The organism is Paraburkholderia sp. BL6669N2 (genome assembly GCF_003387275.1).
Taxonomy (GTDB): domain Bacteria; phylum Pseudomonadota; class Gammaproteobacteria; order Burkholderiales; family Burkholderiaceae; genus Paraburkholderia.
Genome location: NZ_QUNA01000002.1, coordinates 4,300,056 through 4,325,841, shown reverse-complemented (window position 1 = coordinate 4,325,841; position 25,786 = coordinate 4,300,056). Strand labels below are relative to the sequence as shown.

Here is a 25,786-nt window from a genome sequence, read left to right as displayed (position 1 = left end):
CACTTTGCGACGACTGCTCGCACATCCTTCGCACGAGGAACTGGAGTCAATATTTGGCCCTATAGATGCGGAGAATAGCGCGCGGCTAGCAGGTTCCAGAAGCCGCTTCCCCACATGTAGACGAGGTCGGTTGGTGTCTGTGGCGTTAAACCGAACGCTAACGCAAATGTTATTGCGGTGAGGATCAGCGCAAAAAATCAGCGGATCAGGCAGATAGCGGTGAACAACCTAAGTAAAAAATCGAGCATACCCTGAATCATGTGGTCTCCGGCTTTGTTAGTTGATTAGACTAGGCTACTGCCACGCACTCGAAAAGTTGGCTGGCCGTTCTCCGACCTGGCGCGCGTTCTGTTGCGCACAAGCTGTCGCGGCCGGCAAATCAACCGATGCGGCGCTTTTATCAGAGGGGGACGGCGGCTATCTCTGTCGTTCATACTCGTCGAATGCGACGCCGACTCATCCGTGCGTAGATTTTCGGCGCAAGACAAACACAAACGCCTGCTGAGAGGCATCGTCGCACCTTCAACTGCATGCAAGCAAAGCCTGTAGCTTGCGCATGACCGTGTGGCCAGTGCTTCATTCAGCCATTGACGGAACTGGATTCAGGGAACCAGTCCACCTGCCAAGCCCGCACGGAGTGGCAACGCTTTCGCCCGTTAGTCTTTTTTATGATTTGGCGGGCCTTCAATCTCCTGGTCATAGAGTCCGAGACGTTCAGATGCATCCATCATTTCCTTAAGGCCTGCTTTCTGCCGGGCCCGCATCTGTTCCTTGTACTCAAGAACCGCTGAACGAAGGACGCGGACGTCACTCTCTGGCGTTTCCTGAATTGCTGCGAGATCACTCTTTTGAAGGAGTGTACGAAAATGTGCTGGGGAGACAAAAAGAAGTTTGGCGGCCTCTTTGATCGTCAGCGATTCGTCCTTATCCATGAGCATGGCCTCCCAAACAGACCCGTATTAGGGTCGAACTCGAAATCGCTGAGTAAAGCCAGCCGAGCACCAAACCCGACCCACATCTTGTGATACGGCACCTCTGCGTCCCGCCATCGACCAATAGCGCCATATCCTTGGACCCAATACAACCGCGCATCGAAGCCCTCCAATCGAAAACATAGTACATCGTCTATGTCAGCCATTGAAATTCGACCGGCCGCCACTCGCGATGGCGAGGATGGCAGATTGGAGCCGGCATTCGCGCCGGCGTACGCTGGCCCATCATCAAGTTCATGGCTAAAACCGCGTTTCTACAGGTTCCATAACTTACTCTGGAGCCAATGTGGAAACAAACGTCATCCGTACTCGCGTCGAAACCATCGAAGTCTGCCTGATTTACTCCGTTCGTCTGCTCGCCGGAATGGACCACGCCGCCGGCGTCGAAAGTGACCGAAAGCCCACCCGGGTCACCGTACAAAAGGTGAATTTCCGGAGCTGTTGCGAGAATCAGGTCTTCCAGCATTCTTCGCCACGGTTCCGGTCTGTCCGCGACGAGCCATGCGGCGACGGGGGCGAGCGACGAGCGAAGCGCGATTTCACCGCCGATATTAGTCGTCAAAAGGTCCCGCAAATGCTCAAAGCCGCAGTTGTGCGTCATGAGACGCTCGATCCACTGCGCAGCGAGATACTCCGCGTGACTACGATGATGGAACGAAAGCGCTCCCCGGCTCGGGGAATCGAATAGCGCACGATTCATTAGTGCGCGTCGTTCAATGGCATTCCAATCCTGCGGCAACACCGCCTGAACCGAGAGATGTACATTGCTGGCGATACTGGCATCCCCAGAAACTTCAAATCTCAGATTTCGGCACAGAATCGCAGCAGTTGCCAGGTACTCTACCCCTCGCTCACTCGATCCGGAGAGAGTGGGTCGAGCTTCTCCTTGTTCGCGATTTCCTTCGACAACTCTATGACCATGAACCCGACCAGGTCAGTCAGGCTACTGAGATTGCCTTTTTCAAGCCAGTAGTTGTACAGGTGCGTCACGTCCAGCGGGCGGCCGGCGAAAACAAGTGCATTACGGTCCCGCAACGCCTTCAGGAATAAGGATGCGTCGGGAACACCCTGACCTTCCGCAAAACGCTGAACCTGTGGCGGTGTCAGAGGTTGCAGCACGGCAACAACCGGAACAGGGCTATTCGCAGCAGGCTCGTCAATGTCGACCGTCTGACTCCCGGAGGACGTTGGGCTCCTGACCCGCCTCGGCTCTGGGGCTATGAGTTGCCGCACAATCTCGAGATCAGTTTGCGGCCGCCACTCGCTGATGCGCGAACTGATGACGAATCGCGCCCTCGGCAAGGCATCCCCTATCTCTTTGCCGATATGCTCAACAGCTTTCGCGAAATCGTCGTCACGTTCGAGCTTCGCCTCGTCGACGGCGTCAAGAAGAATGAGTGCTTCCGCGTTGCCGATCCGCCACTTCTGGAACTCCTGCAACTTCCTGTCCGGAAGGATTTCTGCAAGCGACTCGTCGACCAGCCGCTCAAGGCTAACGAGGAAGCTCCCCTCTGTACGCCGGTTCAATGCTTGAGCTCTTCAGACTTCCCGCTACCGGGCTCACCGAGGACAACAACGAGCTTGTGTTCGAGAAGCTTTTCCCAGGTCATCTGCTCCCATGACCGCGCTCCTCCGGAAGGGTAACTCCGTTGAGCCAGCGCATCCAGCGGTTCGTCGTTCTGTAAGACCTCAAAGCCCCGGTTGAGTTCGACGTAGTGGGAAGTCATATTATTGTTGCTTCGCGCGTTAAGGCGAATTCCGATTATTGTTGAACACTATTCCACAATGACTGCATTGACAACGAATGCCGCCCCTGAACGCGCGTACGGATTCGGCCGATGTGCCCCAACAGCCCGTCGTCGCCCCCGTCATGGGGCGTGACGGAGGCAGTCGGCACAGACCTCAATCATGGGCATCTCACGACGCTCCTGACAGACAGAGCCGAAGTCACTTTTTCCAGACGCTCGCTAAAAACTACATGCATTGGAACAGAAGTCCATCTTCCTCGCGGCCACCTGCCCGGAAGCACTTGGCCTCGAGCAGTTGCCGGTATTTCGCATAGAGCAGTCCCGAGAGCATGCGCGCCTGCCCTGGGCTCGTCTGCGCCGTCGCTTTCTAAGCGAGCAGCCGGTCAGGAATGCGGATCTTCAGCGCATATCCGGTTGAGCAATGCTACGCCGGCCTGCAGCAACTGCAGCCGGGTCTGCGTGGTCGCCTGCATCAGGCTTCGAGCGCCCGCAGGTTCTTGCCGCTGCGCGAGCCATACAGACGGTTGAAGAAGACGCGCGCGTAACAGACAGTCTTGCCCGTCGGCTCATGCCCCCCTGGCTCGCGCGCACCGTGCCGTGCCCGTATCGCCGATGTCCAACAACAGTACGCCCGAACGGCTCAAGCCGGCCCCGCCGATGCCAGCGTCGCAGCGTTCCGACTGCTACGCCCAGTTGTGCCGCTACTTCACCGATAGACAAGAGTTGCATCCGATATCTCCCAAAGATGCCGGGTGTAGCAACACTTTTTAAACGCGATGGTCAGGTTTGTGCAGCTTTACGTCCTCCTGCTGGAAACACTGAAAACCGATTTTTCATGCCGGCTTTCTTGAGAGAATCTAGACTGAAGCGGCCCGCGTCATTGAGTAAAAAAATCATTAACGCTGAGAAGCTCGCTTGCTCGTCTGCCGGATCACCTTCAACGCCACCTCAACGACGTCGTCGGACTTATGAACACGCACCGCCGGCAAGTCAGACCGAGGGAAACCAGCGACGACGACGCCCGCGTGTGCGACGCCCTTCTCGACAAGAATATCTAGCCGCATCTCCCTGGTGACACCGGCTTGTCCCGCAGCAGACCGTGAAATGAAAACCGTAACGGCTGCTGCCTTCGGGTATGGGCCGTCCGGTTGAACATTTCCCGCAGATTCCAATGCGTCAAATGCACGGCGCCAGATGGAGATGCGCGGATCGATTTCTGTAACTGCAGTGCATGCGAGCGGAAGGACAGCATCGGAGTCCAAGCATTCGCCGATCCGTACTTCAACGAGCGTACGCGACCACTCCGAAGCCCAGCCTCGAGCCTTCACAAGCAGCCGCCTGTAGCTCTCATCGTTGCGCATTGCCTCAAGCGGAGTCATGCCGCCAAGGGCGGCATTGCGGGCCGTCAGGAAGTGCAAGCGTGAGTGCGGCTCTGCCGGCCACAGGATCCGGCAGATTGTCGCCAGGCGTCGATAGTCCTGCTCTGGATTGGCGAGCAATGCGGGATAGTACTGAGCTCCTTCAACTTCAACTGAAAAGATGCTTCCACTGGCAAGGGAGTGCAACAACTGCTTGGTACTGATAGGTCGGCGCTGCCGAAATTCTTCCTCGGTCAGAAGTTCGCCGCTTCGTATCATCTGCCGGCGCGCCCTGAGGGACTGCCGCCTGAGCCTTTCAAAGAATACATGCTGCGACGAGGAAGCCATTTGAGGGTAGGAAAAACCAAGATTGAACTGGAGTTACGAAGTCATCAGGATGTAGGCCGCTTCGTGTCAAGTCGTTGGCATCTTTATCTGCCTGTAGCACGCAACCCTAGTAGCACAAGCCTAGCCCCCGCCTCTGGCCGTCACCTGCTGCCGGCCAAAAAAGCCGCCCAATCCCATAAATACGCACAGTCCGTTGGGTCCGGTTCTTCCTCGATAACCGGACAGGTAGAACTTCTCATATTCCGCTTGAACAGCGTCCGCGCAGGCTCCGGAATCTCTCTGAATCGTACGTAGGGCGTCGGTTTGTTTCCCGTACTCGTATGAACCGGGACGTCGGGCAACTCGGGCCTAGGCGGTAGTTCCTCTCTCCCAGTGAGGGCGATGGCGATGCTTCGCCCGACGAGATCAGAGGTGGCGCCGCTTGTTCGGACAGGGTCCCGAGATTTTTAAGTGGAATTGTTGGGGCAATCAAGCTGCCGATTTTATCGCTGGCAGCGTGGCGAAGTATGCTTCATCCGGCGTCTGATCGGCCAGCCTCGAATGAGGCCGATTCTGGTTATACCAGTTCAGGTAATTGCCGATTGAGCGACGCGCGTGGCCTACCGAGTCGTACGCTTTCAAATAAACCTCTTCATATTTGACGCTGCGCCACACCCGTTCGACGAACACGTTGTCACGCCAGGCGCCTTTTCCGTCCATCGACAGGAGAACCTTCCGGCCGAGAACCGCGTCGGTGAATTCGGTTGCGGTGAACTGGCTTCCTTGATCCGTGTTGACGATCTCAGGCGGCCCGTATTTCGCAAACGCTTCCTCCAGCGCCTCGACAGCATGGCAGCTCTCTAGTGTGATCGCCACCCGGTGCGCCAACACCCGGCGGCTCGCCCAGTCCACGACGGCCGTCAGATAGACGAAGCCCCGCGCCATCGGGATATAGCTCGTATCGAGCGCCCAGACCTGATTGGCCCGATCGATTTTCCGGTTGCGCAGCAGGTACGGCCAGATCCTGTGGGCTGCATGCTTGCGGCTCGTGTTTGGCTTGCGATACAACGCCTCGACGCCCATGCGCTTCATCAAGGTGCCAACGTGCCTGCGTCCGACTGTGATACTTTCGCGACGCAGTAGACGTGCCAACATTCGCGCCCCGGCAAATGGATGGTCGAGGTGAAGCTCGTCAATCCGGCGCATCAATTTCAGATCCGCTTCGCTGACCTCACGCGGCTGATAATAGGCACTCGAGCGGCTTATGCCTAACAGCCGGGCCTGCTGCGTCACCGGCAGGGCGTGATCACGATCGATCATCGCTTTACGCCCAGCAGTCCCGCCTTGCTGAGCGCGCTTTCTAAAAAATCATTCTCCAACGTCAACTGTCCGATCTTCGCGTGCAACACCCTCACGTCGATTGGCGGTGCAGCTGGGGGCGCGTTGCCCGCGTCGAACACATCGGCAACCCGCTCCTGCAACTGCTTCTTCCAGTCCGTGATCTGGTTCGGATGGACATCAAATTGCTGGGCCAACTCTGCCAGCGTCTTGTCGCCCTTGAGCGCCGCTAGTGCCACCTTTGCCTTGAATGCCGGTGAGTGTGTCCGTCGGTTTCGTTTCGTCATCTTCTGGTTCCTTGTCGCCGGCCATTATGACCGACTCACGCCCCAGCTTTTCCACTCAATGAACTGTCCGAATTTCCGGAGCCACCTCTATCCCAGATCGTTGCGGCCATACGCGGATAGTCTCTGAGTGTTACGGCATCTAAATCGCCCAGTATTTCGTGGCTAAGCCGGATTTTATAATTTACGAGCGGTCCAGATTTGACGTTTGAAATATCAGCATGGGCGAGGACTCGTCTGCTGCTCTCATTACCGCTGGGAAAAATTTCCACAGTTGCACGAAGCATCATTACCCCCAAAGAAGCAAGTTTTTTGGCAGTGAACCGCAATGTCCACAAGTTGTGGATATCAACTGTTTCGGCGCTGGGAGGTGCGAGTTCCTCGTTGGTCGCCTGCGTATGAATCTTTCGAATCACGTTTTCGCCCGGGCACTGCTCGCCTGATGGAAGCCACGGTAAAACGTCCAAGCGCCTCTGTTAAGCACTGACCGGCAGACGTCGCATGCGGTGCAGCAGTTTTTCCTCTCACTGGTTAAAATGCAGACGTGACATGTTCATGCATCGCCGGTTGCGTCGGGGTCCGCCCAAATGCCGGGAGCAAACCCCGCTGAAAGCTGGAGATCAATCGGCTCGGGGAAATGCCGAAGCAATCTTCGAGACAGGGCCCGGAATTTCTCCAAATCCGCGTTGTCTGACGCTGCCGCCAAATCAATAAGTAGTTGACGCGCGCCTATTACTGAACGAGTACGCTCGTAGGGAAGTGTCATCAACGCTCCTTTCTGGTAGAACTTCCTTGTAATCCCCAGCATGCGTTGGAGTGGCTACGAAGGTGAGCCGGACTCTTCAATCAGTGGTACCGCTTACATTCGAACTGCCGCTGTCGCTGTAGTCGTCATCTGCGAGTGGAAGTGCGCTCCTCCAGTCCGGGACGAGGTCGGGGGTAACATCGGTCCACACCCCGATTCCCCAAGCCTTTGATGCGATGCTCCAAACGTACTCGCCGTCCGAATCCCGCCCCGCCCGCCCGACCAACTGATACTTGCTTCCACTAGCCGTCGTTGCGGTGCGTGTCACTGGGTCGAACGACCTGATCGGAGTACTCACACGTCCGTCGCAGGCAAGAATGTCGTACCCGACAAAATGCCGCTCACCCTTGTCCGACTGACGGATTGACCATCTTTCAAGCAAAACCATTTCGGCACCGGACGACATGTAAATGGACATGTTTAGTCTCACTCGAAGAGCCGAGCCTGGATACGCGGGTCAATATCGGAGAAGCAGGCTGACTCCATGTTCGCGTAGAGGCCTCCGTGACTGCTGCGTGGTTCAGACCAGTTATGGGGTCAACCCAGCATCAAGCGTCTCACGATAGCCTTAAAAAGAAAATCTTCGTCTGTTGAAAGAATGACTACGGACACAGCTTCAGATTCTGTACTCGCTCGGGCGGCATCGGAGCCGTCAGCCTGCTTGTCGGCGTGATGAATGTCGGCTTCACCCTCCTTTTTATCTGACTTCCCATGCATGACCCAGACATAGTCGGGCGTCGCGACAGCAACAATCTCTTCTGCAACTTGCGCGTCGTGCCCTCCAGCAAGAAATGTAACTCTGGACTTTGGGTCGACCTCGCTGAGTATCTCGATGAGCTCGAAGACGGTCATGGCATTAATTCCTACCCGAATCAACCATATGATCTGTACACCTAATCACAATTCTGTCGAAATTTCGATTTGAATGCCACGCTCGTCCCGCTATGCCCGGTGCCTTTATCAAGACTTCGATCAGCCCAACCCCAAATTTTCGGTCAGCGTGTCAGCGGTTCTGCCGGGAGTTAGCCATCGGGTCGCTCGCGTCATTCTCCGATGTCGGTCAGGTCGATATGAACCGCCGGCCGACGCAAGGCTTTCATGCATTGGAGGAAAAACACAAACGTGAACGCGCCCCGTGAGATTTTGTTCGCAATCGAACGTTCGGTTTCCTCGATTCCAAGCCCCTCCAGCAAAACAGCCAACTGTTTGTAGCCAATCTGTCTGCGCACGAGTTCCGCCCGAAGCAGGCGCTTGGCCTCACGGTTCCAGTCAATCATTGACAACACACCTGACGAAAAACGCGAGTATCGCTCGCGCTTTCGTCACGGCCATCCTATAGTCTCACATATGAGATCATTACGCCACATAAAAGATTTATGTTTTTTCGTATAACAACTTAAGCGTTTCGCGAATTTTGGTACCTAGACAGCACCTGAAGCCGGACGCTTTCCGCCCGGCGCTGAAACGTACTGGAGTAAGGGGAAATGGGGCGCGGTCAAAAGAAGATGACGGAGGCACTCATCAAAGAGTGGCAGGCCGAAGGCCGAGGCCGCGGGGAAGGTGGTCACTACAAACCGTGGCTGGAGGCGTTCGACATCTCGTCATTAGGTCGCGTCAGCCGCCCGTACAGTGCCAAATGCGGTCGCAGTGTGCACTTGCTGTCCGATGTGGAAGCAAACACCTTCTACGCTCTTGAGTGGTCCCAGCGCGTCACCGGCATCCGGGAGGAATACCCTCTTGACCGTGAACTTACGCTCGAAATCGCCGCCGCGCTTGGCATAGCCCATCCGTACTACCCGGGAACAAAGGTCCCGACGGTCATGACGGTCGATTTTCTGGTCGACTTCAATGACCAGGGCGAGACGCGACTCGAGGCACTGGACTGCAAGCGGACCGAAGACTCCGACGAACCGCGTCAGATTGAGAAGCTTCAGATTACGCGAACCTACTTCGCCGGAATGGATGTCCCGCATCGCCTCGTCTTCCACTCCGAATTGCCAATGCAGAAAATCCGCAACATCGAGTGGATTCGAGGTGGCATGGTCAAGACCGGCGAGGAGGAGCGGTATGCGGGCGCCCTGCACGAACAATCGCTCATTATGTCTCACGACCTTGCCGGATCAACACGCAATCAGCCACTCCAGGAATACTGTCGGAATTTTGAGCATCGGCAGGGCTTAAATCCGGGCGAAGGTCTTCGTATCGCGAAACTGTTGATGTATGAGCGCATCCTGACTTGTGACCTCGGCAACCCCGACCTTGCTAGCGCCCCACTCGCAAGCTTCCGTTGTACGTTGAAGGCAGACAATCTTCGCGCGGCGGGAGGTCGGTAATGGCGCTCTTTAAGAACGACCTGTTTCACAACGAATCCGGGACTCGCTATCGGCTACTTCATGTCACTCCTGAAACCGATGAAGCGTGGGTCATTAATGTGACCGATGAAGCATCGTGGCCGAGACGGTATTCCTACGCCGCCCTGCTCGATGACATGGACAAGCAGAAGTTAGCTCTTGTATCAAGCACTGGCCATCGTAGTGTATCTGAATACACAAGTGCGGCGAAAGCACGGCGTAAAAACGCGTGGAAGATTATCGAACCCCTTCTCGCCAGCGCCGCAATCTATGACCCGAAACTGCGAGGCCCACTGGTTTCGGCGCGCGCTGAAGCGACAGGCGCGTCGAAAACGACAGTCAATAAGTATTTGCGCGATTACTGGCGCGGTGGCCAGACTCAAGACGCCCTGCTACCCAAATTCCCCGAAATTGGCCTCAACCAGCCCCAGGCTACGAACGCCCGGGGACGCCGTCCGTCTGACAGCCGCTATGAAATTTATCAAATGCACCGCAGCGTTGACGACAAGCACGTCATCGCTGCCGTCAAAGAACACTTTCTGGACGGTGAAGTCTCTACGCTCCAGCATGCGTTCCAGGAAATGCTGAAAGAGCACTATTCCTATCAAGATGGGAACGGCCAGAGCTACATCAAACCGTCCGGCGAACGCCCTTCTTATCGACAGTTCTACACAGTCGTCAAACGCTGTTTCTCACTCGAGACAATCTTACGTGGAAAGAAAGGGAACAAGGACTTCGAGCGGGATCACGACCAGCGGATTGGCAGCGCCCTCTATGAAGCCATCGGCGTCGGGTATATCTACGAAATTGATGCAACCATCGCCGACGTGTTTCTCGTCGCGCGGGACGACCGGTCGAAAATCATCGGGAAGCCAACTCTGTACCTCATCTACGACAGATATAGCCGCCTTTGTGCTGGCTTCTATGTCGGTCTGGAGCATCCCGGCTGGGAAACTGCCGTTCAGGCAATCCTCAGTCTTGCCGAGGACAAAGTAGCGCTTTGCCACAAGTACGGTGTGCCGCACGACCCTCTTGACTGGCCGGCCGACCGGATTTTCCCCCAGAAATTCCTTGGCGATTGCGGCGAAATGATTTCTCGTAACAGTAACCGCATATGCGACGGAATGGAGAGCACCATTTCAAACGCACCTCCTCTTTCGCCACAAAACAAAGGGACGGTTGAGTGCGGCTTCCGACTAATTCACGCGTCAATCGCCCCTGCAACACCTGGATACGAACCGCCCTCTAACGTAATGCGGCGTCGCGGGAAACATTACGACCGTGATGCAAGTCTTACGCTTGACGAGTTCGCTGCAATCATCCTGCGCGCGATTATTTCTCATAACCGCCGCGAGATGAAGAAGTATGCGCTCGATCCGAGGGCTGCCCTCCGTGGAGTCAGCCCCGTTCCGCGCGAAATATGGGAGGACAACATCGCGTATAGCGCTGGCGTCATCTCACGCTATAGCGAGGAATATCTGCGTCTCCAGTTACTTCCCCGCGACAAAGCGACTGTCACCGACCAAGGCATCCTGTTTAACGGCTGTTTCTATTCATGCGCCGACGTGGAGAAGAAGGGATGGTTCGTGAGCGCGGCAAACCGTGGAAGATTTGATGTTGACGTTTCTTACGACCGCCGACTTGTTGATTCGATAGTCGTCCACGATCTCCGGGACGCTCGCAAGTCCTATTCGTGCGGGCTGACCACTACAAGTGAATCTTATCGCGGTTACTCGTATGCTGAAGTGAAATACGTGCAAACAACGATAAAGCGGATTCTGCAAAACGGCGAGGACAACGCACTTCAGGAAAAAATCGACCTCAAGAAATTCATCTCGGATATTGCGCAGCCAGCCCATGCCGCGATGAAACTGGCAACCAAAGGGAGGTCCCGTTCTTCCCGCAAAGCAGACATCGCCGCCGACCGCGAAGCTGAGAAACGCGCTCGCAGACAAGACGAGCCCGCCACACCCACATCTCCGCAGCCACCCGCGGCTACTGACAGGCTGCCAAACAATGTCGTCCCGATGCCAGATCGTTCCACAGCCCCCGCAGTAGCCGTGCCGCAGCAGCCTGCAATGAAATCGGGGGAAACACAAGTCAGGCCGCTTTCCATTCAGGAAAAGCTACGGCTAAAGAAACAGGAGATGCTCAATGACATTACAAAATAACGCTGTTTCGACAGCCGTAAACGCAGTTTATACGGAGCAGAGAATTCCCCGATATCGTAACAATCAACTTATCGCGGCCTTGCCACCGGCTCTCGACGACGAAGCGCTGGGAGAGCACCTGAATGCTTTACCCTCCTTTGAAAAAGAGCAGCGCGAGTGGCCGCCGTTCGAGAGGCTGCATCTCGTCGCGGAGCTCTCATCGTTCATGTCGCCCCTGCAGCGACATGTCGTGCTCGGATGGGCACTAGACACAATGCTGCGGCAAGGATATGTCGGGCGAGCACCAAGAACTGCAGAGCATGTTCGGGTATTTCAAAAACTGTATGAAGCTCAGCAGGCTGGAAAGGCGTTCAGTCCGGTTGACGACCTTATGCATGTCACGTCCCAGAACTCGAGCGCGCTAATCGGCGTATCCGGTCAAGGCAAAACTACGACCTTGAGACGTCTGATGAGACGTTACCCTCAAGCGATCCACCACCCTGACCTTGAGATAACGCAGATAACCTATATTCATATTGAAACACCGGCTGACGGAGCATCAATCAAAGGGCTTGCTCATTCGATTCTTCGAAAAATCGACCAGTTGGTTCCCGACGGCAATTACTACCAAAAATACGGCAGGGGCACCATGTCGGTTGAGACAATGCTGAACCATGTTGCCCGAGTGATGCACATGCATTGCGTAGGGCTTCTCATCGTTGATGAAGTGCAAAATCTCAGGCATGGCGGCAAAAACATGCAAAAGCTCATGGCTGTCCTCGTGTCAGCCTCCAACGAACTCGGTGTTCCAGTTCTGTTCGTAGGTACAAATAGAGCCATCAAAGTGCTTGGCCTTGATTTCAGCCAGGGCCGCAGGTCCGTGGGCAGCGGCTTCCCGGAGTGGGGTCACCTTTCTGCCAGCAATAATCTTGACGATCCACTCGAATGGGAGGACTTTGTTACGACGCTATGGACATTTCAATGGCTGAAGAATCCTGTCGAGCTCACGCAGGCGCTCGCTGATCTCCTGTTTTACTACAGTCAGGGAATCATCGATATCGCAATCAAGCTCTTCGCTTGCTGCCAGTGGCAGGCAATCATCGACGGAAGCGAAATAATCACGGCTCAAATGCTTGAGCTCGTCTGGAATCGGGACTTTACGCGGGTTCAACCGATGATCGATGCATATCGCTCGGGCGACGCCACGCTGCTTGACCAGTACGGCGACATTGCGCCCACCAAATTTTCCAATCTGCTCGACGGCGCTCTCAACAAGTTCGAGGGCCTACGCAATCAAAAGGCCTCCGTAAGACCTGGGCATCAGGACTTCGCTCCGACAATTGCTTCCGCGCTGGTGAGCATTGGCGTGGACAAAGACCGCGCACTGAGCATCGCGGATGCTGTCGAGGCAGAAGGAAAGGCAGGCACCGTCCTTGATGGAGCCAAAGCCGCAATTGAGCTGATAAAGCCACACAAGAGTACAAAGCGCAACAAAACTATAGCTACAGACCGTGTCGCGCAGGAGTTCGCTCCCGATGACTATCGCAAAGCAATTAACGACTCCGTCATCAAAGGCAACACAATTTTTGAAAATCTCCGCAGCATGGGTGTGGTCTGCGACCTGGATTCCCTGTTACAGCTGGGGTAGAAAATGTATTTTCCGCGCCTCTACCCCGACGAACTGACGAGCAGTCTTTTAATCCGGGCCTCCCGCCATCTCGGTATTCGATACGACGAGGTTGTTAAGGACCTTACTGGCAGCGGTAGGAGGCGGGTACATTTCACCAATCCGTTCGCTCTGATGGAAATCGCTGAGGCGACCTGCATGACGTACGACGACGTTCTCGCCAATCACACACTGTACCCGTATGTGACGGCGTTTATGACGATGCGGCGCCGCGAACTGATACGCGCAGGCCTGGTCGAAACCACCCCGCAGATGCGGTCCGATTTCGACTGGCTTGCCGGAGTGCCTTGGGCTCACCTCGCATGTCGTCGCTTTTGTCCTCAGTGTTTGCGTGAGGACTTGCAGCAGCATGGCGAATCGTACTGGCACAGATCTCATCAACTACCGGGCGTTTATACATGCACCAGCCACAGACTACCGCTTCTCGGAACAGTTATGCCCCTTGGTTGGTGCAAGCCCGCTCTCGCCGGAGCGTGCCCAGCGGATAAACCGGGAATCGAGATCAGCCCTCCTCTTTCAAAGCACCTTCTCGACGCAGTAGCTTCCTACTCAAAAGAAGCGCTAGAGGGCAAACTTTCGGCAAGCCTTGAGGATGTTCGCGCACGTGTGCAAAAGGTAGAAAACCTCGGACTCAAATGTTCAAAAGGTCTTATTACACATTGTCTGTCGCGGCAACTCGAGGATTTTTATGGTAGCCCCTACCTTGATTCTGTAGGGGTTACCTGGCTGAATTTCAGAACAACCGTAGAGCAGTGCCCCGCATTGATGGTCCGTCACGGTGAGGCAATCACCTTCACCACATTCCAGCATCTGCTGCTGCAGACATTCTTTGAACACTTTCCAGCCAGAATTGTTCGCCGTTGAACCATCGCTGCGCGCCCGAGCCCTCGGACCGCTGCGCGAAGGTCCACTCTGGGGAAGAACCTTCCATCGTCGGCACGGGGTAGTGCATCGGCTCGTCCTTCTTGCGGCGATAGCAAATACACACATGACTTTGGCCAACGCGAGAAGCTCGACGTCACTGCATCCGCGTGGATGCCTGATGACACACCGAGCCGTTGAATGATAAGGTCACTGCAGGGTTCCGGGCGCCGACACGAGGCTGCTGGGATCCCATGCAGTTCCAGATCCGTTAGGAACAACCATACCACCGAGCGCCTCGGCTGCCGCGCGCACACGTCGCGTCGACAGAATGTTGACTCGAGAGTATTCAACGGGCAGGCCCGGGATCATGCTTGATGTCATCTGCTCCGTTGTCCCATCCTTAAACATCGAGCCGGCCGCCTCGATGAAGTTGACACCTTTACGACCTAGCTGCCGCCGATAGCGATCGATTGCAGTCCCCGGTTGCTCGATTTTGTACGGCATGAAGTAAGTGTCGCCGCCACTGAGAAAGGCAAACCCCACCCGACCCGACCTTCGCAGGTTGTCGAGCGCCGCCCAGAAGTCGGGGTCCGTCGCGTCGGCAAGCCATACGAACTGTGCGGACCCTTTCTGCACCCGAGCAGTCATCACAACGCAGTCGTTGATTTCCATAGCGCCCATCCGAAATAGCGCCAAGCCTTTCAGTCTGTCGACCTGTGCCGCCTCAATCGACGTAACGAACACAGGCGTTGCGGCGCGCATCTTTGCTGCGTCTTCAAAAAAAGGCGCATAGCTGCTGGCTCTATCGAGCGCGCCCAATGGGAGCGCAGCGTGTTCAACCGAGGAGTTTGATTGTGAGATATTTGAAATCATGTTCGTATAAAAAGTTTAATCATGCGAATGAAACGGTTCAATGATGATATTAAAAAAAACGCACCAACGCAACATAGTATTTAAGCCATGAAATTTTTGGATCGAACGCATTCCGCACGACCGCTGAGCGAGTCTAAAATTACAAATCATTGATTACATTGGAAAATATGGTGACCCATCACTTTTCGATGCGACCCGTATAAATACTTGGATATCTATCAAAATCTATTGATTTCCGCATTGACTCAGATTAATCTTCAGCCCACAAGATGAATTCTCCACACCACACAATCGACTAATTTTTAGAAATGAACGCTCAAGACTTAATATCAAAATGGAAAGAAGCCGGCGAGCTTGCCAACGAACGCGAAACGTTGGCCCATCGCGAGCAGCTTGTCAGCGAGATGGTCTCGTTCATGCGGGGCTGTGGCTTTGCCGAGGAGCACTTGAACCTGCTTAATGTAATCATCGTTGCGGAATCAGCCCACCAACCGGTTCGCGGCTTCTGGCAGGCATTCGAGTCATCGATGGTCTTCGAAGCGCTCGACCGATACCTGCCGAATTGGCGGCGCTTTCCACTGGGAATGACGCTAGACCAATTTATCGTCGAGGTCCGTCGCCAGATGTGGATGAACGCATTCGATGAAGAAAACGCCGAACGCTTTTTCGCGCTTCCCGTGGCCGAGCGCCCGACCAGCGCTAACGCCGCACTGAAACAGATACATGCCGATCTTGTTCGCATTGGCGCATTCGCGGGTCTGGAAAAGGCGACCGCAGACGGCTCTCCCACTGGCGCGCGTGCCTTTGACCGCTATCAATGCATCGATGCCGCGGATAAGGGAAAGACTCACCTGACGCTTCTTGGCCAGACCGTTAAGGAATGTCGGGATGCAGCGCGGAAGATCTCAAGAAGCGCGGGATGAGGCACCGCGCAAAAGGCGCAAGAGACCAAGTCTGATGTGTGCTCGTCGCGCTATCTATACAAGACGCTAACGCGATCGCAGAACGCTGAACGCTGAACGCTGAACGCTGAACAACCACTATACCAGGGCAATCAATGAATACTATCCGAGTGACTACGGCAAATCAGAACTCGCAGGTTTGCACCGAAAGCGACCTTAATCTTGACCTCGTCGAGATATTGCTAGGTCATGCGTCAGAACAGCCATCGTCCGCCACTTACGTTGTCGAACTCGCCGCTCTATTTGCGCTCACATCTGCCTGCGAGGAGAAGTGTCTGGTCATCGTCTTGCCGGAAAGTTCGTCAAAGGACATTCCGCTTGAATCGAGGTCTTTGAGCGCCGAGGTCCGAGCGACACCGGAAGGCGACTCCGTCGCCTGTCTCGCGCTAGCGGATGGTACCGTAGCTGTTTCTGAGCGAGCTGTCTTCGCGACCAGTCCACTCGAGTTCTCCCGACTGGTCACGCTTTGGTTGCTCAAGGACACGAGGCGGCTGTGTGAGTTCTTGTATACCCCGGAAACGGATGAAGACCTCTGGGCGGCGACGCAAGTCGCGCAAAGCCATGAAAATTGGACCGACAATGGAGGGACAAGCCTAGACCATGCCATTGCGCTGTTCGACAACTTCGTTATGCACAGTGCCCCTGCTGAGCGAATCGCGTCGTAAGGTCAACGATAATCCGACAAGGACTTTTTTACATTTCTGAAGCAGAGGACTCATCCTCTGCTTGCTCCCCCGGAGCCTCTCGTAGATATTCAACCCAAATACAGCTGATTATTGCTATGCCGAAGATTCAAACCACCCGCTCCGAACAATTCGCCGACGCCTTCGCTAGGATTATGGATTTGCAGCAAAGAGCGCAAGACAATTGCTCGAGCCAGACAAGGGATCCCCTTACTTCAAAGTTCATTGAAGGTTCAACAACGAGCCGACAACGAGCCATCTTCGACCGCTATGGTCACCCAATTTCGGACTGGGCCAAATCTCCTCCTTCGCCGAGAAGCCCCTCTGACACTCGCGGAGAAATCGTGCCCGAGCAAGTTCGAGGCGGACACGGAGAAATCGTTGACTATGAATTCTCCGTTTTCATCCAGTCGACAAACGCTGCTCAATATCACAACGTAAGTGAGATAGTGTCATCCCGCACACTAAAGGCTGACTTCAAACCAGCGGCGCCTGGCAGTGAATATGGCGTCTTTCAGATTGCCGGGGCGAAGGCAAGCTTGAATCTCCTTTGCCACTGCAGAACTTCCGGTTTTGCGGCATTCGCTCAAAGCTGCGTTAAAACAGGCAAACTCAGTCTCAAGATTCGTCTCGCAGATGGTACATACCTTCGGCGCACAGTCGAATTGAACGGCGAGACTGCCTCGCTCACAAAGAGTCTGACTGACGCCGCTCGGCTGCTTGAGGAGTACCCGTCAGAGTTGCCAGCCGATTGCTACGGTGCCGTGCGAAATTTCGATTTCTATTATGGTGTTACACCCAGCTTGGCTCAATCCGGTGGCGGTTACCTCGTGAATGCTCTCGATACGGCAAGAGCACTTGAGCGTGCTCTGCTAGAAATGAAGGCGGCAAAGGGAAAATCAGCCTCGCGCGCTCGCGAGTCTGCTTAGTAACCTCGACTTCCTTCAACCGGCGCGAGAGGTGCGGTTATCCAAGACTTCATCTCACAAGCGATCGACCGCGCGACATTGACGTGACGTCGCGTATTTCCAGGCCGTAAATTTATACACATAAATCCACTGACCGCAGAGCTTGAGTGCCTCGGTTAGGAACAATGTCGTCTATTGTTTCGAATTAGACGCGCAAACATTATTAGCAAAAAAAGACTATGGAACAGTACATTCACAACCGATTCGACAAGGATGAGTGGATCCCCCGTGGTGCGGAAGTAGACGCAATCGTCGAGCGGGCGCTTGCTTATGCTGTCGCCTTTCTCAACGATGTCTGGGAGTGCGACACGCTCGCTTTCTGGGCAAGTGTTGATTCAAATGACGTCTATTGCTGGATGCAAGAGGACGCGCCTGCGCTCGCCGAAAGTGTTCGGAAGAAAAATCTGAAGCAGAAATTTCACCGTCGGCTTACTGAACGACTGTATCTGTGGGGCCAAGCAGAGACCATGGTGCGTAAGATGCCACCGCTCGATATGCAGTCCATTCTTGCTCAAAGTGATGAGAAATCCAGAATTGAAGTAGTCAAGAAATACATCGACGAGAAGGCATATGTCGACACTGACAGGTGGCAATTTGGCCAAGGAGACGAAGATGAGGATGACTATGCTGACGACTGGGATGATTCAGATGAGGATGATGGTTACGAAGATTTTGCAATCGAAACGATTGCGAGCGAAGCGCTCAGAATTGTTGTCGGACGGCAAAAAACCAAATCTTCGCAGACGGCCAATTCCACCCCTCCCTTCATTGAGACTACCGACACCTGTGCCGTCATTGATGAAGCGAGAAACAGCCTAACGTCTGCAACAACCTTTTATATGATAGATGACGATTCCATGCCGACATGCCTGCAGGGCAAATCACGAGAAAAGCGCAGTATCGTGGTGAAAGTCTCCGACCATTGGCTTGATAACCCGAGCCGCCTTAGTGCCTTTGAAGAGCTTGAGCATCGATTTGTTAGGGTTACGGGCAACGTTGCCCCGTTGTCGGTGTTCGCCGTTGGAACGAGCGCAGTCTGGTTTGACGCTCAGAAAGCGATGGACGTGTTCCGGCTATTGAGACATGAGATTCCCGTCTTGTACGTGGGGTCTGTCAAATCCGTATTTGTCGTGTACTCCTATAGTCACTTCGCAGACTTGGGTCGCCTCTGGAGCAAAACAATGAACGCGGACCTCTGTTCTCGCGAAGTGACGCTCCAGCAGTTCGCGACACGTTTTCCCGATGGTTCGGTCGTCGCGCCGGCGCTCAAAAGAAACGTAGTGGACTTGACTTAGACTCGAACTCAAACGTCCACGGACAGGGCTCGAGGCTGCCTCGCGGGCCAAGAATACCGTTACTGCGTTCAGGCCAGGGCAACGCACCAAACGCTTGGTCATCGAAACAGCTCTTTCCCGCCGAGTCCGGCGCCGGAGGTTAAAGACGATCGTTGCCCCGCCCGTCCGTTTCTGTCAAGACGTCGGCAACGTCATCATGGCATTTGTGGCGAAATTGCACGTGACATCTTCTGTTTTCCGTGCCACCGCAAACGATTGCCTATACTCTGTGAATCTCTTTTCTTGAAGCATATCGTATGCAGCACGGATGGCTTGAATATCTTCAGCAGCTTAGCTGGAACGCTCCTGCAGCATTGGCACTAACATCGGGCGCAGTTGGATCCGCTGCGTCGCTTGCATGGATTTCGGTAAGGGACGTGGGGGTGCGCAGGAGACAGCGACACGACACTGCGCTGGAGCTGGCGATATCACTAGAAAGCTATGCTCGAACTTGTCGCACAATGATGCATAAGGCCGCGTGGGCGGCTTCGAAGCAGGCTAATCATTCGAGCCATGAGTCGAGCAGTAGCATTTCCGTCCCCGCTTTCGCGTATCCGGACAAACTGCTATGGCAAGTCCTGAGTCGACGTATGATCTCTGAGCTCCGCGAGTATCCTGCTACGGTCCACACCGCACGAGAGCATTTGGAAGCAGTACGAGAATTCGGTGGTCCGGCAGATTTGTGCGCGCATGTCGAATACGAATGTGCCAAAGCTGCAAAGACTGCACTGACTCTGGCCCGTATCACCCGTCGTCAGTATAGAGCCGCGAAGTGGAAGCCAGGCGTCAGGGATTCATCCTTGGAACGCGAGTTATCCGATTTCATCTCCAGCGCCGAAGAAAAGAGAAAAGCGACACTAGATCAACGAGTGGACTTTGCGACGGGCTCCAGACCCAAAGAGCGGCCGTTTGAACAGCCGCTAAGTGCGTAACCCTAGCTGTAACCAGTAGCACACGAAATCTACTCTCTTCGTCTTCAGTAGCTAAAGACCATTGTCTATACGTTTCCTGAAAATTACGGGAGACGGAGCATGTGGCTGGACAGGTTTGGAAGGGTCGATGGCGACCTCGTTGTTGTTGGCATCTCGGAATCAGGCGAAGAGCGCCATATTCCACTTAAGCAGATGCATCAGTACAGATTGCCACAACCGAGAGTACCGAGGAAAATGTTCGTGACTAGCTTTTCTTCATGGACACAGACCTCGGCAACAGAATACGCATCCGCGTTCGGAATTACCAAAGGCGTTACCAACCAGCACGTCGTCTATAAGTTCCGCAAAGGCAACTTTACGGTAATGGTGCCCGCCTTGGAACTACAACGTGGCCTGATGTCCTGCCCATCTGAGGTCGTCGGTATGCTATACCACCCTCAAGGCATCGATTTGATGTGCTCACCGGTGCTGGGAGAAGGCACTATTGAAATGCGCATGTTGCAAAAGCGCACGATTAAAAACTCGTTGCGAACAGCAGACAAATTCATCCGTCGGCTGGATTGGTTCTACCCCTTTCCCTCGGCGTACCTAACGTGGAAAAGCGTGTACCGTTACGCTGCCAACGGAAAGATTGCAATGACGCTCCCGAACGCGGAGATTCAGTGCTCTGTGCAAGGTGAACGTGATGGTGACGTTATCTATGCGCGGGACATCTGCATTTTCAGGATAACGCCCCTGGAAGAACCGCTTGAGTGGGCGAAATCCATAAGGCGCGAATTCAAATTCCATGGAGCGAAGGCCAAGCAGACTATCCAACCTACAACGGCCGATTCCCGGGTTCTAGCACGAAACGGAAAATGGCAGCTAACGGACCGAGAATGGGCAGTCGTGGAGCCATTGATACACACAATTGGCGTCCGCCGCGGTCGCCCGTCCACTCACGATTTGCGGCAAATCATCGACTGCATCATCGAAAAGCTAGGGGCATGCAAAAGCTGGCATGAAGTTGGAGGTGCAGTGGCGACTAAGTCAGTCATCGCAAACTACCATCGCCGAATGAGAGACGATGGCCGCTGGGAGCGAGTCGTCACGGTTCTCAACGAAATTCGCCGCGCACATCGTTCGTGAAGTCCGACAACTTGATTTAAGGTCGCGACGGACATAGCTCTCGAGACTTGCCCTGAGATCAAGCTGGTGTTTAAGTTGGACGTGCAACCGCTTTGGTCAATCGAACGTACCTAAGCGGCGTATGAAATTGCAATATGCAGTTGCCGTTAAGGCAGTCGACCGAAAACGGTCCTGAAGTCCGTTAAGTGCCGCAGCAACCTGTGATCCTTCGCCCGCCCGAGTGGATGCATAGCACAATATGTAGACGAATTTTTTGCGTCACCGCATTTGGCAAAGTCATTTAACTGCCTGCTAAAACCGCGTGAGCAGTGTAATTAGTTTTGCTATCGCGCCGCGCAGTCTTCCGTGTCGTTTCCTGGGAGTGTCTGAATTTTTGTGCTTCGCCGGTATAAATCCGACTTCTGAACTCCATTTTTCCACAAGACGGTCTGGCGCATAGATTCCGTTCGCTTGCGCGCGCCGATGTGCCGCGAGCGCCTTATCAATACTCTCTTGCTGGTCTTCGTCGGGCTCGAAAACCGGCGGCATATGCTCAGTTCGCACAAACCGCAAATTCGTCGGACCGGTCGATAGCACAACCACCTTTTCCCGCGCATAGCTGACTGACGTGTATCCCTCATCCCGCTTTTCCGCTGGGTATGGGTACCGCGAGCGATATTCGCTTCCGTCACATCTGCCAACTTCGTGCGTCCAAGGATTAGAGGGAATGTGGATTTCGCAGATTTCGTCGGCGTCGTCAGCGTCTGCGTGTTCAGCGAGGAACAATACAGTGCTGTCTTCGTCAACATTATGCAGAGCGTGCAGCAACTCTTTGACTTTCATTGCTCCTTCCCCCTCAGCGTCCCTGCAACTTACCGGCATTCAACCCGAACTCCGGCCTCCCCATCAAACCGGCGCCGACCACTATCCGCACTCGCTCGCACAGCGCAATTATCTCATATATGCGACTATAGCATAATTTATGAGATAACATATGCCATACCGAGGCCGAAACCGGCTCAGGTCAACCGACGCCAGCTTGACCTATTCGAGACGCGCTGATCCGCCGCGTTAAGCTCTTGGACAGCAGCCAATCTCAAGTTCTCGAGATATTCCAGCAATATCGAAAAGCTACAGCACCCTGCCCGAATCGGCTTGCGCAGCGACCTCGTAAGGCCGCGGGAATCTGATGATGTGTGGGCTCTCATTGCACGACGGGCACTACGCCATAAACCTTCTTGCGCTATGAGCCCTTTTCCTCTCCGCTACCTCTCAGCGTCGATTTGATTTGCTCCTGATTCACTTTATTCCGCGACGCGGATAAAACCACTTGCTTACACCTGTTTCCACATCAACGAGGAAACAGGATGTCAGCGCAACAAGGTAACGAGAAACTAAACGTGGTCGAGCTGTTTGCAGGTGTAGGCGGGTTCCGGCTCGGACTAGAGGCTGTGCACGGCAAACCATATCAGGTCACCCTGAGCAACCAGTTCGAGCCATCGAAGAAAAAGCAGCACGCAAGCGAAATTTACGTTTCTCACTGGCCGCACGAGACACATATTAACGAAGACATCACCAAAGTGCTCGAGTCGACAGTCGGATAGCAGGCCTTTCGAGATGCAAAGCCTGACCTTGTCGTTGGTGGTTTTCCGTGCCAGGACTACAGCGTCGCTAGACCTTTGTCGCAGTCGCAGGGACTCGAAGGCAAAAAGGGCGTACTTTTCTGGTCAATTACGAAGTTGCTGGAGCAGCGGGCGGCCGACGGCGAGCCCGTGCCGTATCTGATTCTTGAGAACGTTGACCGCCTGTTGTCGTCTCCAGCGTCTTCGCGCGGAAAGGATTTCGCCGTCGTCTTGGCCGCTCTTCACGCGCTTGGGTATGCCGTTGAATGGCGCGTGATTAATGCCGGTGAATATGGATTCCCTCAGCGACGCCGGCGCGTGTTCATCGTCGCCTACCACGAAACCACCGCTCTTCACGCACTAGTAAAGGCGTCGGCAAAAAAGCAGCACGGAGGGTGGCACTCCGAGGGAATTTTGAACGCTGCTCTCCCTTGCGTGCTTACGGGTGAACTTGACGGGTACGCGCCGGCGCTCACAGTTCAAGGCGACCCGTTCAGCGAGCAACTTAACTATCGGCCACTCTCAAATGGGAAAACGCGCTTCGCTAACTCTGGATTCATGTGCGAAGGTCAAGTGTGGACGTGTGCAGCACGCGTGTCGGACATCCAGGACTTCACAGAATTTACGGGCAGCGCCGCCCCGCTCACGTTGGGAGACGTCATTGACAAGTCTGGCCCGGTCCCTACGGATTTCTACGTTAAACCAGAATCGGAAGCGGCGTGGCGTGCAGCGAAAGGCGCGAAAACCATCGCTCGAGAAACAAATGGCTTCGCCTACGACTATTCCGAAGGAAGCATGCCTTTCCCCGACCCGCAGGACAGGCCTGCACGAACCATCATCACCTCAGAAGGCGGCAGCACGCCGTCACGCACTAAACATTGCATCCGCGAAAAATCCGGCCTGCTGCGCCGGCTCATGCCCGAAGAGCTTGAGGAACTGATGGGCTTCCCTCGCGGCTTTACCGACCTTCCGAAAGCCTCGGCCACCGCACGCGCGATGCTGATGGGTAACGCTCTTATTGTCGGCATAGTGACTCGGATTGGCACGGCTTTGTACAAAGCTATCCATGACTAACGGCCGGGACGCTGCGCGGACAGTTGCGACTCGGGTCTTCGTCGCGAGCCTACGGAGGCTGGAGGACTGTTCGCACGATCCGCGATGGGGACCTCGGGAAATCAACCGAAGCGGCTAAAAACAATCGATATACGTTTTTTCTTCAATCACGGCACCTCACGCCGAATCCTACAGGTCAAAGCAATGTCGTCATCAGAATACACAATCAAGCTGGACGCCAACCGCTCTTCCGAATTTAGTGCGGTTGAGCGCGCTTTCTATTACGTGGTGCGGCTGCTTGCAAAAATGGATGAGTCGTGTGCACCTGGCAAGCCAATCGTTGCCCCCGACGCCATCGTTTGGGCAATTGAAAAACTGAAACCGACTCTCGTCACGCCTTTGCGCGAAACGGGACGCACTGACAACCTCATTGAGCTTCTTCGCCACTATGTCTCTCTGCGTGATGTGGCGGAAAAGTTGCGTGTTGATGCGTTTTATTCAGCTTGTGAAGAGTGCGGAATCCATGAGGTGGACTGGGGCCACCTTACCGTAGAGGACGCTCTATATGGCATGGCAAAAGGGAAGTGGAAGTGCAATGACACTGCGGCTCGCGACAGCATCAGCCTCGTACTACATACTGCGATCGAACGGCATAAAGATGACCGAGCTGACCGACATGCCAAACAGACTTTGTCTGTACCGTGCCTCTTCGACGTTCCTTGTTCCGGCAATCCCGAATTCGGTGCCCCGGATAGCCTGGACCCAGATACGTCGCCGACGCTTAAGATAGCGCTGCGGCACGCGCGACAACAATTGCTGGCGTCCGACAACGGATATGACCCAGAGTTCTGGGGCAAAATCTATACCGCAGTCTTGGGCGACTGGCTTGAGGAGGACCTTCCTGACGTCGCTGCCGGGATAGTAGCTACTGGCGCGGTTTCGCCATATTTTAATCATGTCTGGTCTTACGTAAAACAGATGCAGGCTGTCGAGACACTGTGGGTCGGCATTAGCTATCCGATTCGCGCACTGCTCCGTGCCGTACAGACCGAGTCCGAAGCGCTTCAGGTGATTGAGCAATTTGTGCTTCAGGCGGGAAAAAGCGACACGGAGGTCGCCGCGTGGACGCATCGTGTCTGGGATATGGTCAAACGTCGCGATTTAGTGCAGGAGCAATCGGCAAGCGCGATGACATGCAGCGACGATTGGAATGCCGATGTCGACCATATTCGGACAGCATTCCGGGGCGGAAGCACTTGCTACGTCATCGACGCAGACGCATTACCTCAAGGCCTTCGCCCGCTCACCGATGAAAATTCCGTTCTCGCTGTTCGATTGCCGGAGCGATGGTTGCGGGCGGAGCACATACTGTCTACGCCGGCCAATTTGGAGCGCTTTTACTGGACGGACAGCAGCACCGAAGACACAGACTTGACACTGAGCATAAATCGCAGCTTCTGGTGCAGTGACGAGTATCTTTGGACTCAGCTCTTCCGGTTTCGACGCTCGATACCAGTGCTCTTCGTGTTTAAAGGGAAAAGCGTCCTGGTGCGTTACCGATTCAACCATTTTTCCGACTTGCGAGCTGTCTCCGATGTTCCTCGCAAGCACTTACCTACGCTTGAAATCTCGGATACCAGATGGAAGAACGACAGACTAGCTGAACTTCGCATGTCGACGGTTATAGATGGAATTACAACAAAGCCTGCAATTTTCACGAATCTCGTTGACCGTTCGAAGGTTTTGGCAAATAAAAGTCTGCGGAAGGCTTACGTGAGCGAGAATCCTGGGGCAGACAAGGGCCTTGTAGAAAGATTGGTTGGAGGCTGGTTCAACTGAAAAGAGCAAAGCCGACGAAAAGCTAAAGCGAATCTGTGCGGCCGGCGTTTTTGCGCAACGGTCACACAAATTGGCCAAATCGCGCCGCTTCGAGCTTCGCCCGCCGAGGCTGCCTTGGGAGCGTCGTGCTGCGAGCATCCAGGCGGCAGGGAAACGGCACACGATGGGCTTCTTCAACGCGCTGCGCAATCTGTCTGAGAGTCATCAATTCGGCGCTGGCCGCCTCGATGGCGGTAGCGATCATGGCTTCAGACAACGAACGGGGACGTCCGCCTTTATGACCGACCAGCAGCCCACCTATGCCGGATTCCCGCCACGCGTGCGCCCAGTTGTAGAGTGACTGCCCGCTCACGCTGAGCTGCGCAGCCGCTTCAGTCAGTTTGATCTTGCGGCCGAGCATCATCACGCCCGCGGCCCGGATGCGCATGTCGCGATGCTGGTGGTTCAACGACATCTGTTGCAAGGTCTTTTCCTCGGCTTCGCTCAGCTCTACAACACACTTCATCTGG

At 54.7% G+C, this 25,786-nt stretch carries 24 protein-coding genes and 2 pseudogenes; 11 read left to right on the top strand and 15 right to left on the bottom strand.

The features are described from left to right. Positions 1–83: 83 nt before the first annotated feature. The 12 genes and pseudogenes from B0G80_RS42055 to B0G80_RS42000 all read right to left on the bottom strand — a co-directional run. A pseudogene (locus tag B0G80_RS42055) lies at positions 84–213 on the bottom strand (TIGR00366 family protein); the annotation flags it as partial. Positions 214–656: 443 nt separating this feature from the next. Beyond that, positions 657–932: a helix-turn-helix domain-containing protein gene (locus B0G80_RS42050; RefSeq protein ID WP_147309993.1), complete on the bottom strand. Its 276-nt coding sequence runs from the start codon at positions 930–932 to the stop codon at positions 657–659. Positions 933–1,125: 193 nt separating this feature from the next. Further along, positions 1,126–1,593 carry a hypothetical protein gene (locus B0G80_RS42045; RefSeq protein ID WP_147309992.1) on the bottom strand — a complete coding sequence of 156 codons (468 nt, stop codon included), beginning with the start codon at positions 1,591–1,593 and terminating at the stop codon, positions 1,126–1,128. 239 nt (positions 1,594–1,832) lie between these two features. After that, positions 1,833–2,519 (bottom strand): hypothetical protein, encoded by a 687-nt coding sequence (locus tag B0G80_RS42040; RefSeq protein ID WP_116123388.1) that lies wholly within the window; start codon positions 2,517–2,519, stop codon positions 1,833–1,835. Beyond that, positions 2,516–2,719, bottom strand: coding sequence for a hypothetical protein (locus tag B0G80_RS42035; protein WP_116123387.1), 204 nt, complete (start codon positions 2,717–2,719; stop codon positions 2,516–2,518). The genes B0G80_RS42040 and B0G80_RS42035 overlap by 4 nt, the downstream gene beginning before the upstream one ends. A gap of 420 nt (positions 2,720–3,139) precedes the next feature. Then, a complete protein-coding gene (locus B0G80_RS48360) occupies positions 3,140–3,469 on the bottom strand; it encodes a MerR family DNA-binding transcriptional regulator (protein ID WP_116123386.1) in 330 nt (109 codons plus the stop codon). Between the two features lie 167 nt (positions 3,470–3,636). Further along, a complete protein-coding gene (locus tag B0G80_RS42025; RefSeq protein WP_116123385.1) occupies positions 3,637–4,377 on the bottom strand; it encodes a hypothetical protein in 741 nt (246 codons plus the stop codon). Between the two features lie 537 nt (positions 4,378–4,914). Then, positions 4,915–6,050 (bottom strand): IS3 family transposase gene (locus B0G80_RS42020; protein WP_408967691.1). Its coding sequence is split into 2 segments (ribosomal slippage): positions 4,915–5,786 and positions 5,786–6,050, totalling 1,137 coding nucleotides; the frame shifts between segments, so codons are not numbered across the junction. Positions 6,051–6,085: 35 nt separating this feature from the next. Next, on the bottom strand, positions 6,086–6,463 hold the full coding sequence (locus B0G80_RS45575; protein WP_147309991.1) for a hypothetical protein: 378 nt from the start codon (positions 6,461–6,463) through the stop codon (positions 6,086–6,088). A gap of 137 nt (positions 6,464–6,600) precedes the next feature. Continuing rightward, positions 6,601–6,813: a BPSL0761 family protein gene (locus B0G80_RS42015; RefSeq protein WP_147309990.1), complete on the bottom strand. Its 213-nt coding sequence runs from the start codon at positions 6,811–6,813 to the stop codon at positions 6,601–6,603. A gap of 576 nt (positions 6,814–7,389) precedes the next feature. After that, positions 7,390–7,704 (bottom strand): hypothetical protein, encoded by a 315-nt coding sequence (locus B0G80_RS42005; protein WP_116123382.1) that lies wholly within the window; start codon positions 7,702–7,704, stop codon positions 7,390–7,392. A 191-nt stretch (positions 7,705–7,895) separates the two neighbouring features. Further along, positions 7,896–8,129 (bottom strand): DUF6471 domain-containing protein, encoded by a 234-nt coding sequence (locus B0G80_RS42000; RefSeq protein ID WP_116123381.1) that lies wholly within the window; start codon positions 8,127–8,129, stop codon positions 7,896–7,898. Positions 8,130–8,336: 207 nt separating this feature from the next. On the opposite strand from B0G80_RS42000, the gene B0G80_RS41995 reads away from it, so the two are divergent. From B0G80_RS41995 to B0G80_RS41980, 4 genes are read left to right on the top strand one after another with little or no spacing between them, the layout of a single operon-like run. After that, the gene (locus B0G80_RS41995; protein ID WP_116123380.1) at positions 8,337–9,185 is read left to right on the top strand and encodes a TnsA endonuclease N-terminal domain-containing protein; all 849 of its coding nucleotides are present in this window, start codon (positions 8,337–8,339) and stop codon (positions 9,183–9,185) included. Continuing rightward, positions 9,185–11,374 (top strand): Mu transposase C-terminal domain-containing protein, encoded by a 2,190-nt coding sequence (locus B0G80_RS41990; RefSeq protein WP_116123379.1) that lies wholly within the window; start codon positions 9,185–9,187, stop codon positions 11,372–11,374. The genes B0G80_RS41995 and B0G80_RS41990 overlap by 1 nt, the downstream gene beginning before the upstream one ends. Beyond that, positions 11,358–13,001: an AAA family ATPase gene (locus B0G80_RS41985; RefSeq protein WP_116123378.1), complete on the top strand. Its 1,644-nt coding sequence runs from the start codon at positions 11,358–11,360 to the stop codon at positions 12,999–13,001. The genes B0G80_RS41990 and B0G80_RS41985 overlap by 17 nt, the downstream gene beginning before the upstream one ends. A 3-nt stretch (positions 13,002–13,004) precedes the next feature. Beyond that, positions 13,005–13,904, top strand: coding sequence for a TniQ family protein (locus B0G80_RS41980; RefSeq protein WP_116123377.1), 900 nt, complete (start codon positions 13,005–13,007; stop codon positions 13,902–13,904). A 207-nt stretch (positions 13,905–14,111) separates the two neighbouring features. On the opposite strand, the gene B0G80_RS41975 is transcribed toward B0G80_RS41980, so the two are convergent. Next, a complete protein-coding gene (locus tag B0G80_RS41975) occupies positions 14,112–14,777 on the bottom strand; it encodes a hypothetical protein (protein ID WP_147309989.1) in 666 nt (221 codons plus the stop codon). 308 nt (positions 14,778–15,085) lie between these two features. On the opposite strand from B0G80_RS41975, the gene B0G80_RS41970 reads away from it, so the two are divergent. The 5 genes from B0G80_RS41970 to B0G80_RS41950 all read left to right on the top strand — a co-directional run bounded on the left by B0G80_RS41970 (position 15,086) and on the right by B0G80_RS41950 (position 20,784). After that, positions 15,086–15,700 (top strand): hypothetical protein, encoded by a 615-nt coding sequence (locus B0G80_RS41970; protein ID WP_116123375.1) that lies wholly within the window; start codon positions 15,086–15,088, stop codon positions 15,698–15,700. A 134-nt stretch (positions 15,701–15,834) separates the two neighbouring features. After that, the gene (locus B0G80_RS41965) at positions 15,835–16,404 is read left to right on the top strand and encodes a hypothetical protein (protein ID WP_147309988.1); all 570 of its coding nucleotides are present in this window, start codon (positions 15,835–15,837) and stop codon (positions 16,402–16,404) included. Positions 16,405–16,520: 116 nt separating this feature from the next. Further along, positions 16,521–17,351: a hypothetical protein gene (locus B0G80_RS45570; protein WP_147309987.1), complete on the top strand. Its 831-nt coding sequence runs from the start codon at positions 16,521–16,523 to the stop codon at positions 17,349–17,351. 218 nt (positions 17,352–17,569) lie between these two features. Continuing rightward, the gene (locus B0G80_RS41960) at positions 17,570–18,685 is read left to right on the top strand and encodes a hypothetical protein (protein ID WP_116123373.1); all 1,116 of its coding nucleotides are present in this window, start codon (positions 17,570–17,572) and stop codon (positions 18,683–18,685) included. A gap of 1,070 nt (positions 18,686–19,755) precedes the next feature. After that, complete coding sequence (locus tag B0G80_RS41950; protein ID WP_116123371.1) at positions 19,756–20,784, top strand: transposase; 1,029 nt, start codon at positions 19,756–19,758, stop codon at positions 20,782–20,784. A 291-nt stretch (positions 20,785–21,075) separates the two neighbouring features. Here the strand turns inward: B0G80_RS41950 and B0G80_RS41945 are convergent, their stop codons facing one another. Beyond that, on the bottom strand, positions 21,076–21,606 hold the full coding sequence (locus tag B0G80_RS41945) for a hypothetical protein (protein ID WP_116123370.1): 531 nt from the start codon (positions 21,604–21,606) through the stop codon (positions 21,076–21,078). 524 nt (positions 21,607–22,130) lie between these two features. On the opposite strand from B0G80_RS41945, the pseudogene dcm reads away from it, so the two are divergent. After that, positions 22,131–23,459 (top strand): annotated as a pseudogene (gene dcm / locus B0G80_RS41940) (DNA (cytosine-5-)-methyltransferase). Positions 23,460–23,642: 183 nt separating this feature from the next. Further along, complete coding sequence (locus tag B0G80_RS41935) at positions 23,643–25,277, top strand: hypothetical protein (protein WP_147309986.1); 1,635 nt, start codon at positions 23,643–23,645, stop codon at positions 25,275–25,277. A 61-nt stretch (positions 25,278–25,338) separates the two neighbouring features. Here B0G80_RS41935 and B0G80_RS41930 read toward each other — a convergent pair whose 3' ends face one another. Then, entirely contained in the window at positions 25,339–25,731 is a 393-nt protein-coding gene (locus B0G80_RS41930) for a helix-turn-helix domain-containing protein (RefSeq protein WP_116123946.1), read from the bottom strand. Positions 25,732–25,786 lie beyond the last annotated feature (55 nt).

Coding starts and splice junctions, on each gene's coding strand:
- B0G80_RS42050 (WP_147309993.1), bottom strand. CDS start 932: ATGGATAAGGACGAATCGCTGACGATCAAAGAGGCCGCCAAACTTCTT.
- B0G80_RS42045 (WP_147309992.1), bottom strand. CDS start 1,593: ATGACGCACAACTGCGGCTTTGAGCATTTGCGGGACCTTTTGACGACT.
- B0G80_RS42035 (WP_116123387.1), bottom strand. CDS start 2,719: ATGACTTCCCACTACGTCGAACTCAACCGGGGCTTTGAGGTCTTACAG.
- B0G80_RS48360 (WP_116123386.1), bottom strand. CDS start 3,469: ATGCAACTCTTGTCTATCGGTGAAGTAGCGGCACAACTGGGCGTAGCA.
- B0G80_RS42025 (WP_116123385.1), bottom strand. CDS start 4,377: ATGATACGAAGCGGCGAACTTCTGACCGAGGAAGAATTTCGGCAGCGC.
- B0G80_RS42015 (WP_147309990.1), bottom strand. CDS start 6,813: ATGACACTTCCCTACGAGCGTACTCGTTCAGTAATAGGCGCGCGTCAA.
- B0G80_RS42005 (WP_116123382.1), bottom strand. CDS start 7,704: ATGACCGTCTTCGAGCTCATCGAGATACTCAGCGAGGTCGACCCAAAG.
- B0G80_RS42000 (WP_116123381.1), bottom strand. CDS start 8,129: ATGATTGACTGGAACCGTGAGGCCAAGCGCCTGCTTCGGGCGGAACTC.
- B0G80_RS41995 (WP_116123380.1), top strand. CDS start 8,337: ATGGGGCGCGGTCAAAAGAAGATGACGGAGGCACTCATCAAAGAGTGG.
- B0G80_RS41990 (WP_116123379.1), top strand. CDS start 9,185: ATGGCGCTCTTTAAGAACGACCTGTTTCACAACGAATCCGGGACTCGC.
- B0G80_RS41985 (WP_116123378.1), top strand. CDS start 11,358: ATGACATTACAAAATAACGCTGTTTCGACAGCCGTAAACGCAGTTTAT.
- B0G80_RS41980 (WP_116123377.1), top strand. CDS start 13,005: ATGTATTTTCCGCGCCTCTACCCCGACGAACTGACGAGCAGTCTTTTA.
- B0G80_RS41975 (WP_147309989.1), bottom strand. CDS start 14,777: ATGATTTCAAATATCTCACAATCAAACTCCTCGGTTGAACACGCTGCG.
- B0G80_RS41970 (WP_116123375.1), top strand. CDS start 15,086: ATGAACGCTCAAGACTTAATATCAAAATGGAAAGAAGCCGGCGAGCTT.
- B0G80_RS41965 (WP_147309988.1), top strand. CDS start 15,835: ATGAATACTATCCGAGTGACTACGGCAAATCAGAACTCGCAGGTTTGC.
- B0G80_RS45570 (WP_147309987.1), top strand. CDS start 16,521: ATGCCGAAGATTCAAACCACCCGCTCCGAACAATTCGCCGACGCCTTC.
- B0G80_RS41960 (WP_116123373.1), top strand. CDS start 17,570: ATGGAACAGTACATTCACAACCGATTCGACAAGGATGAGTGGATCCCC.
- B0G80_RS41950 (WP_116123371.1), top strand. CDS start 19,756: ATGTGGCTGGACAGGTTTGGAAGGGTCGATGGCGACCTCGTTGTTGTT.
- B0G80_RS41945 (WP_116123370.1), bottom strand. CDS start 21,606: ATGAAAGTCAAAGAGTTGCTGCACGCTCTGCATAATGTTGACGAAGAC.
- B0G80_RS41935 (WP_147309986.1), top strand. CDS start 23,643: ATGTCGTCATCAGAATACACAATCAAGCTGGACGCCAACCGCTCTTCC.
- B0G80_RS41930 (WP_116123946.1), bottom strand. CDS start 25,731: ATGTCGTTGAACCACCAGCATCGCGACATGCGCATCCGGGCCGCGGGC.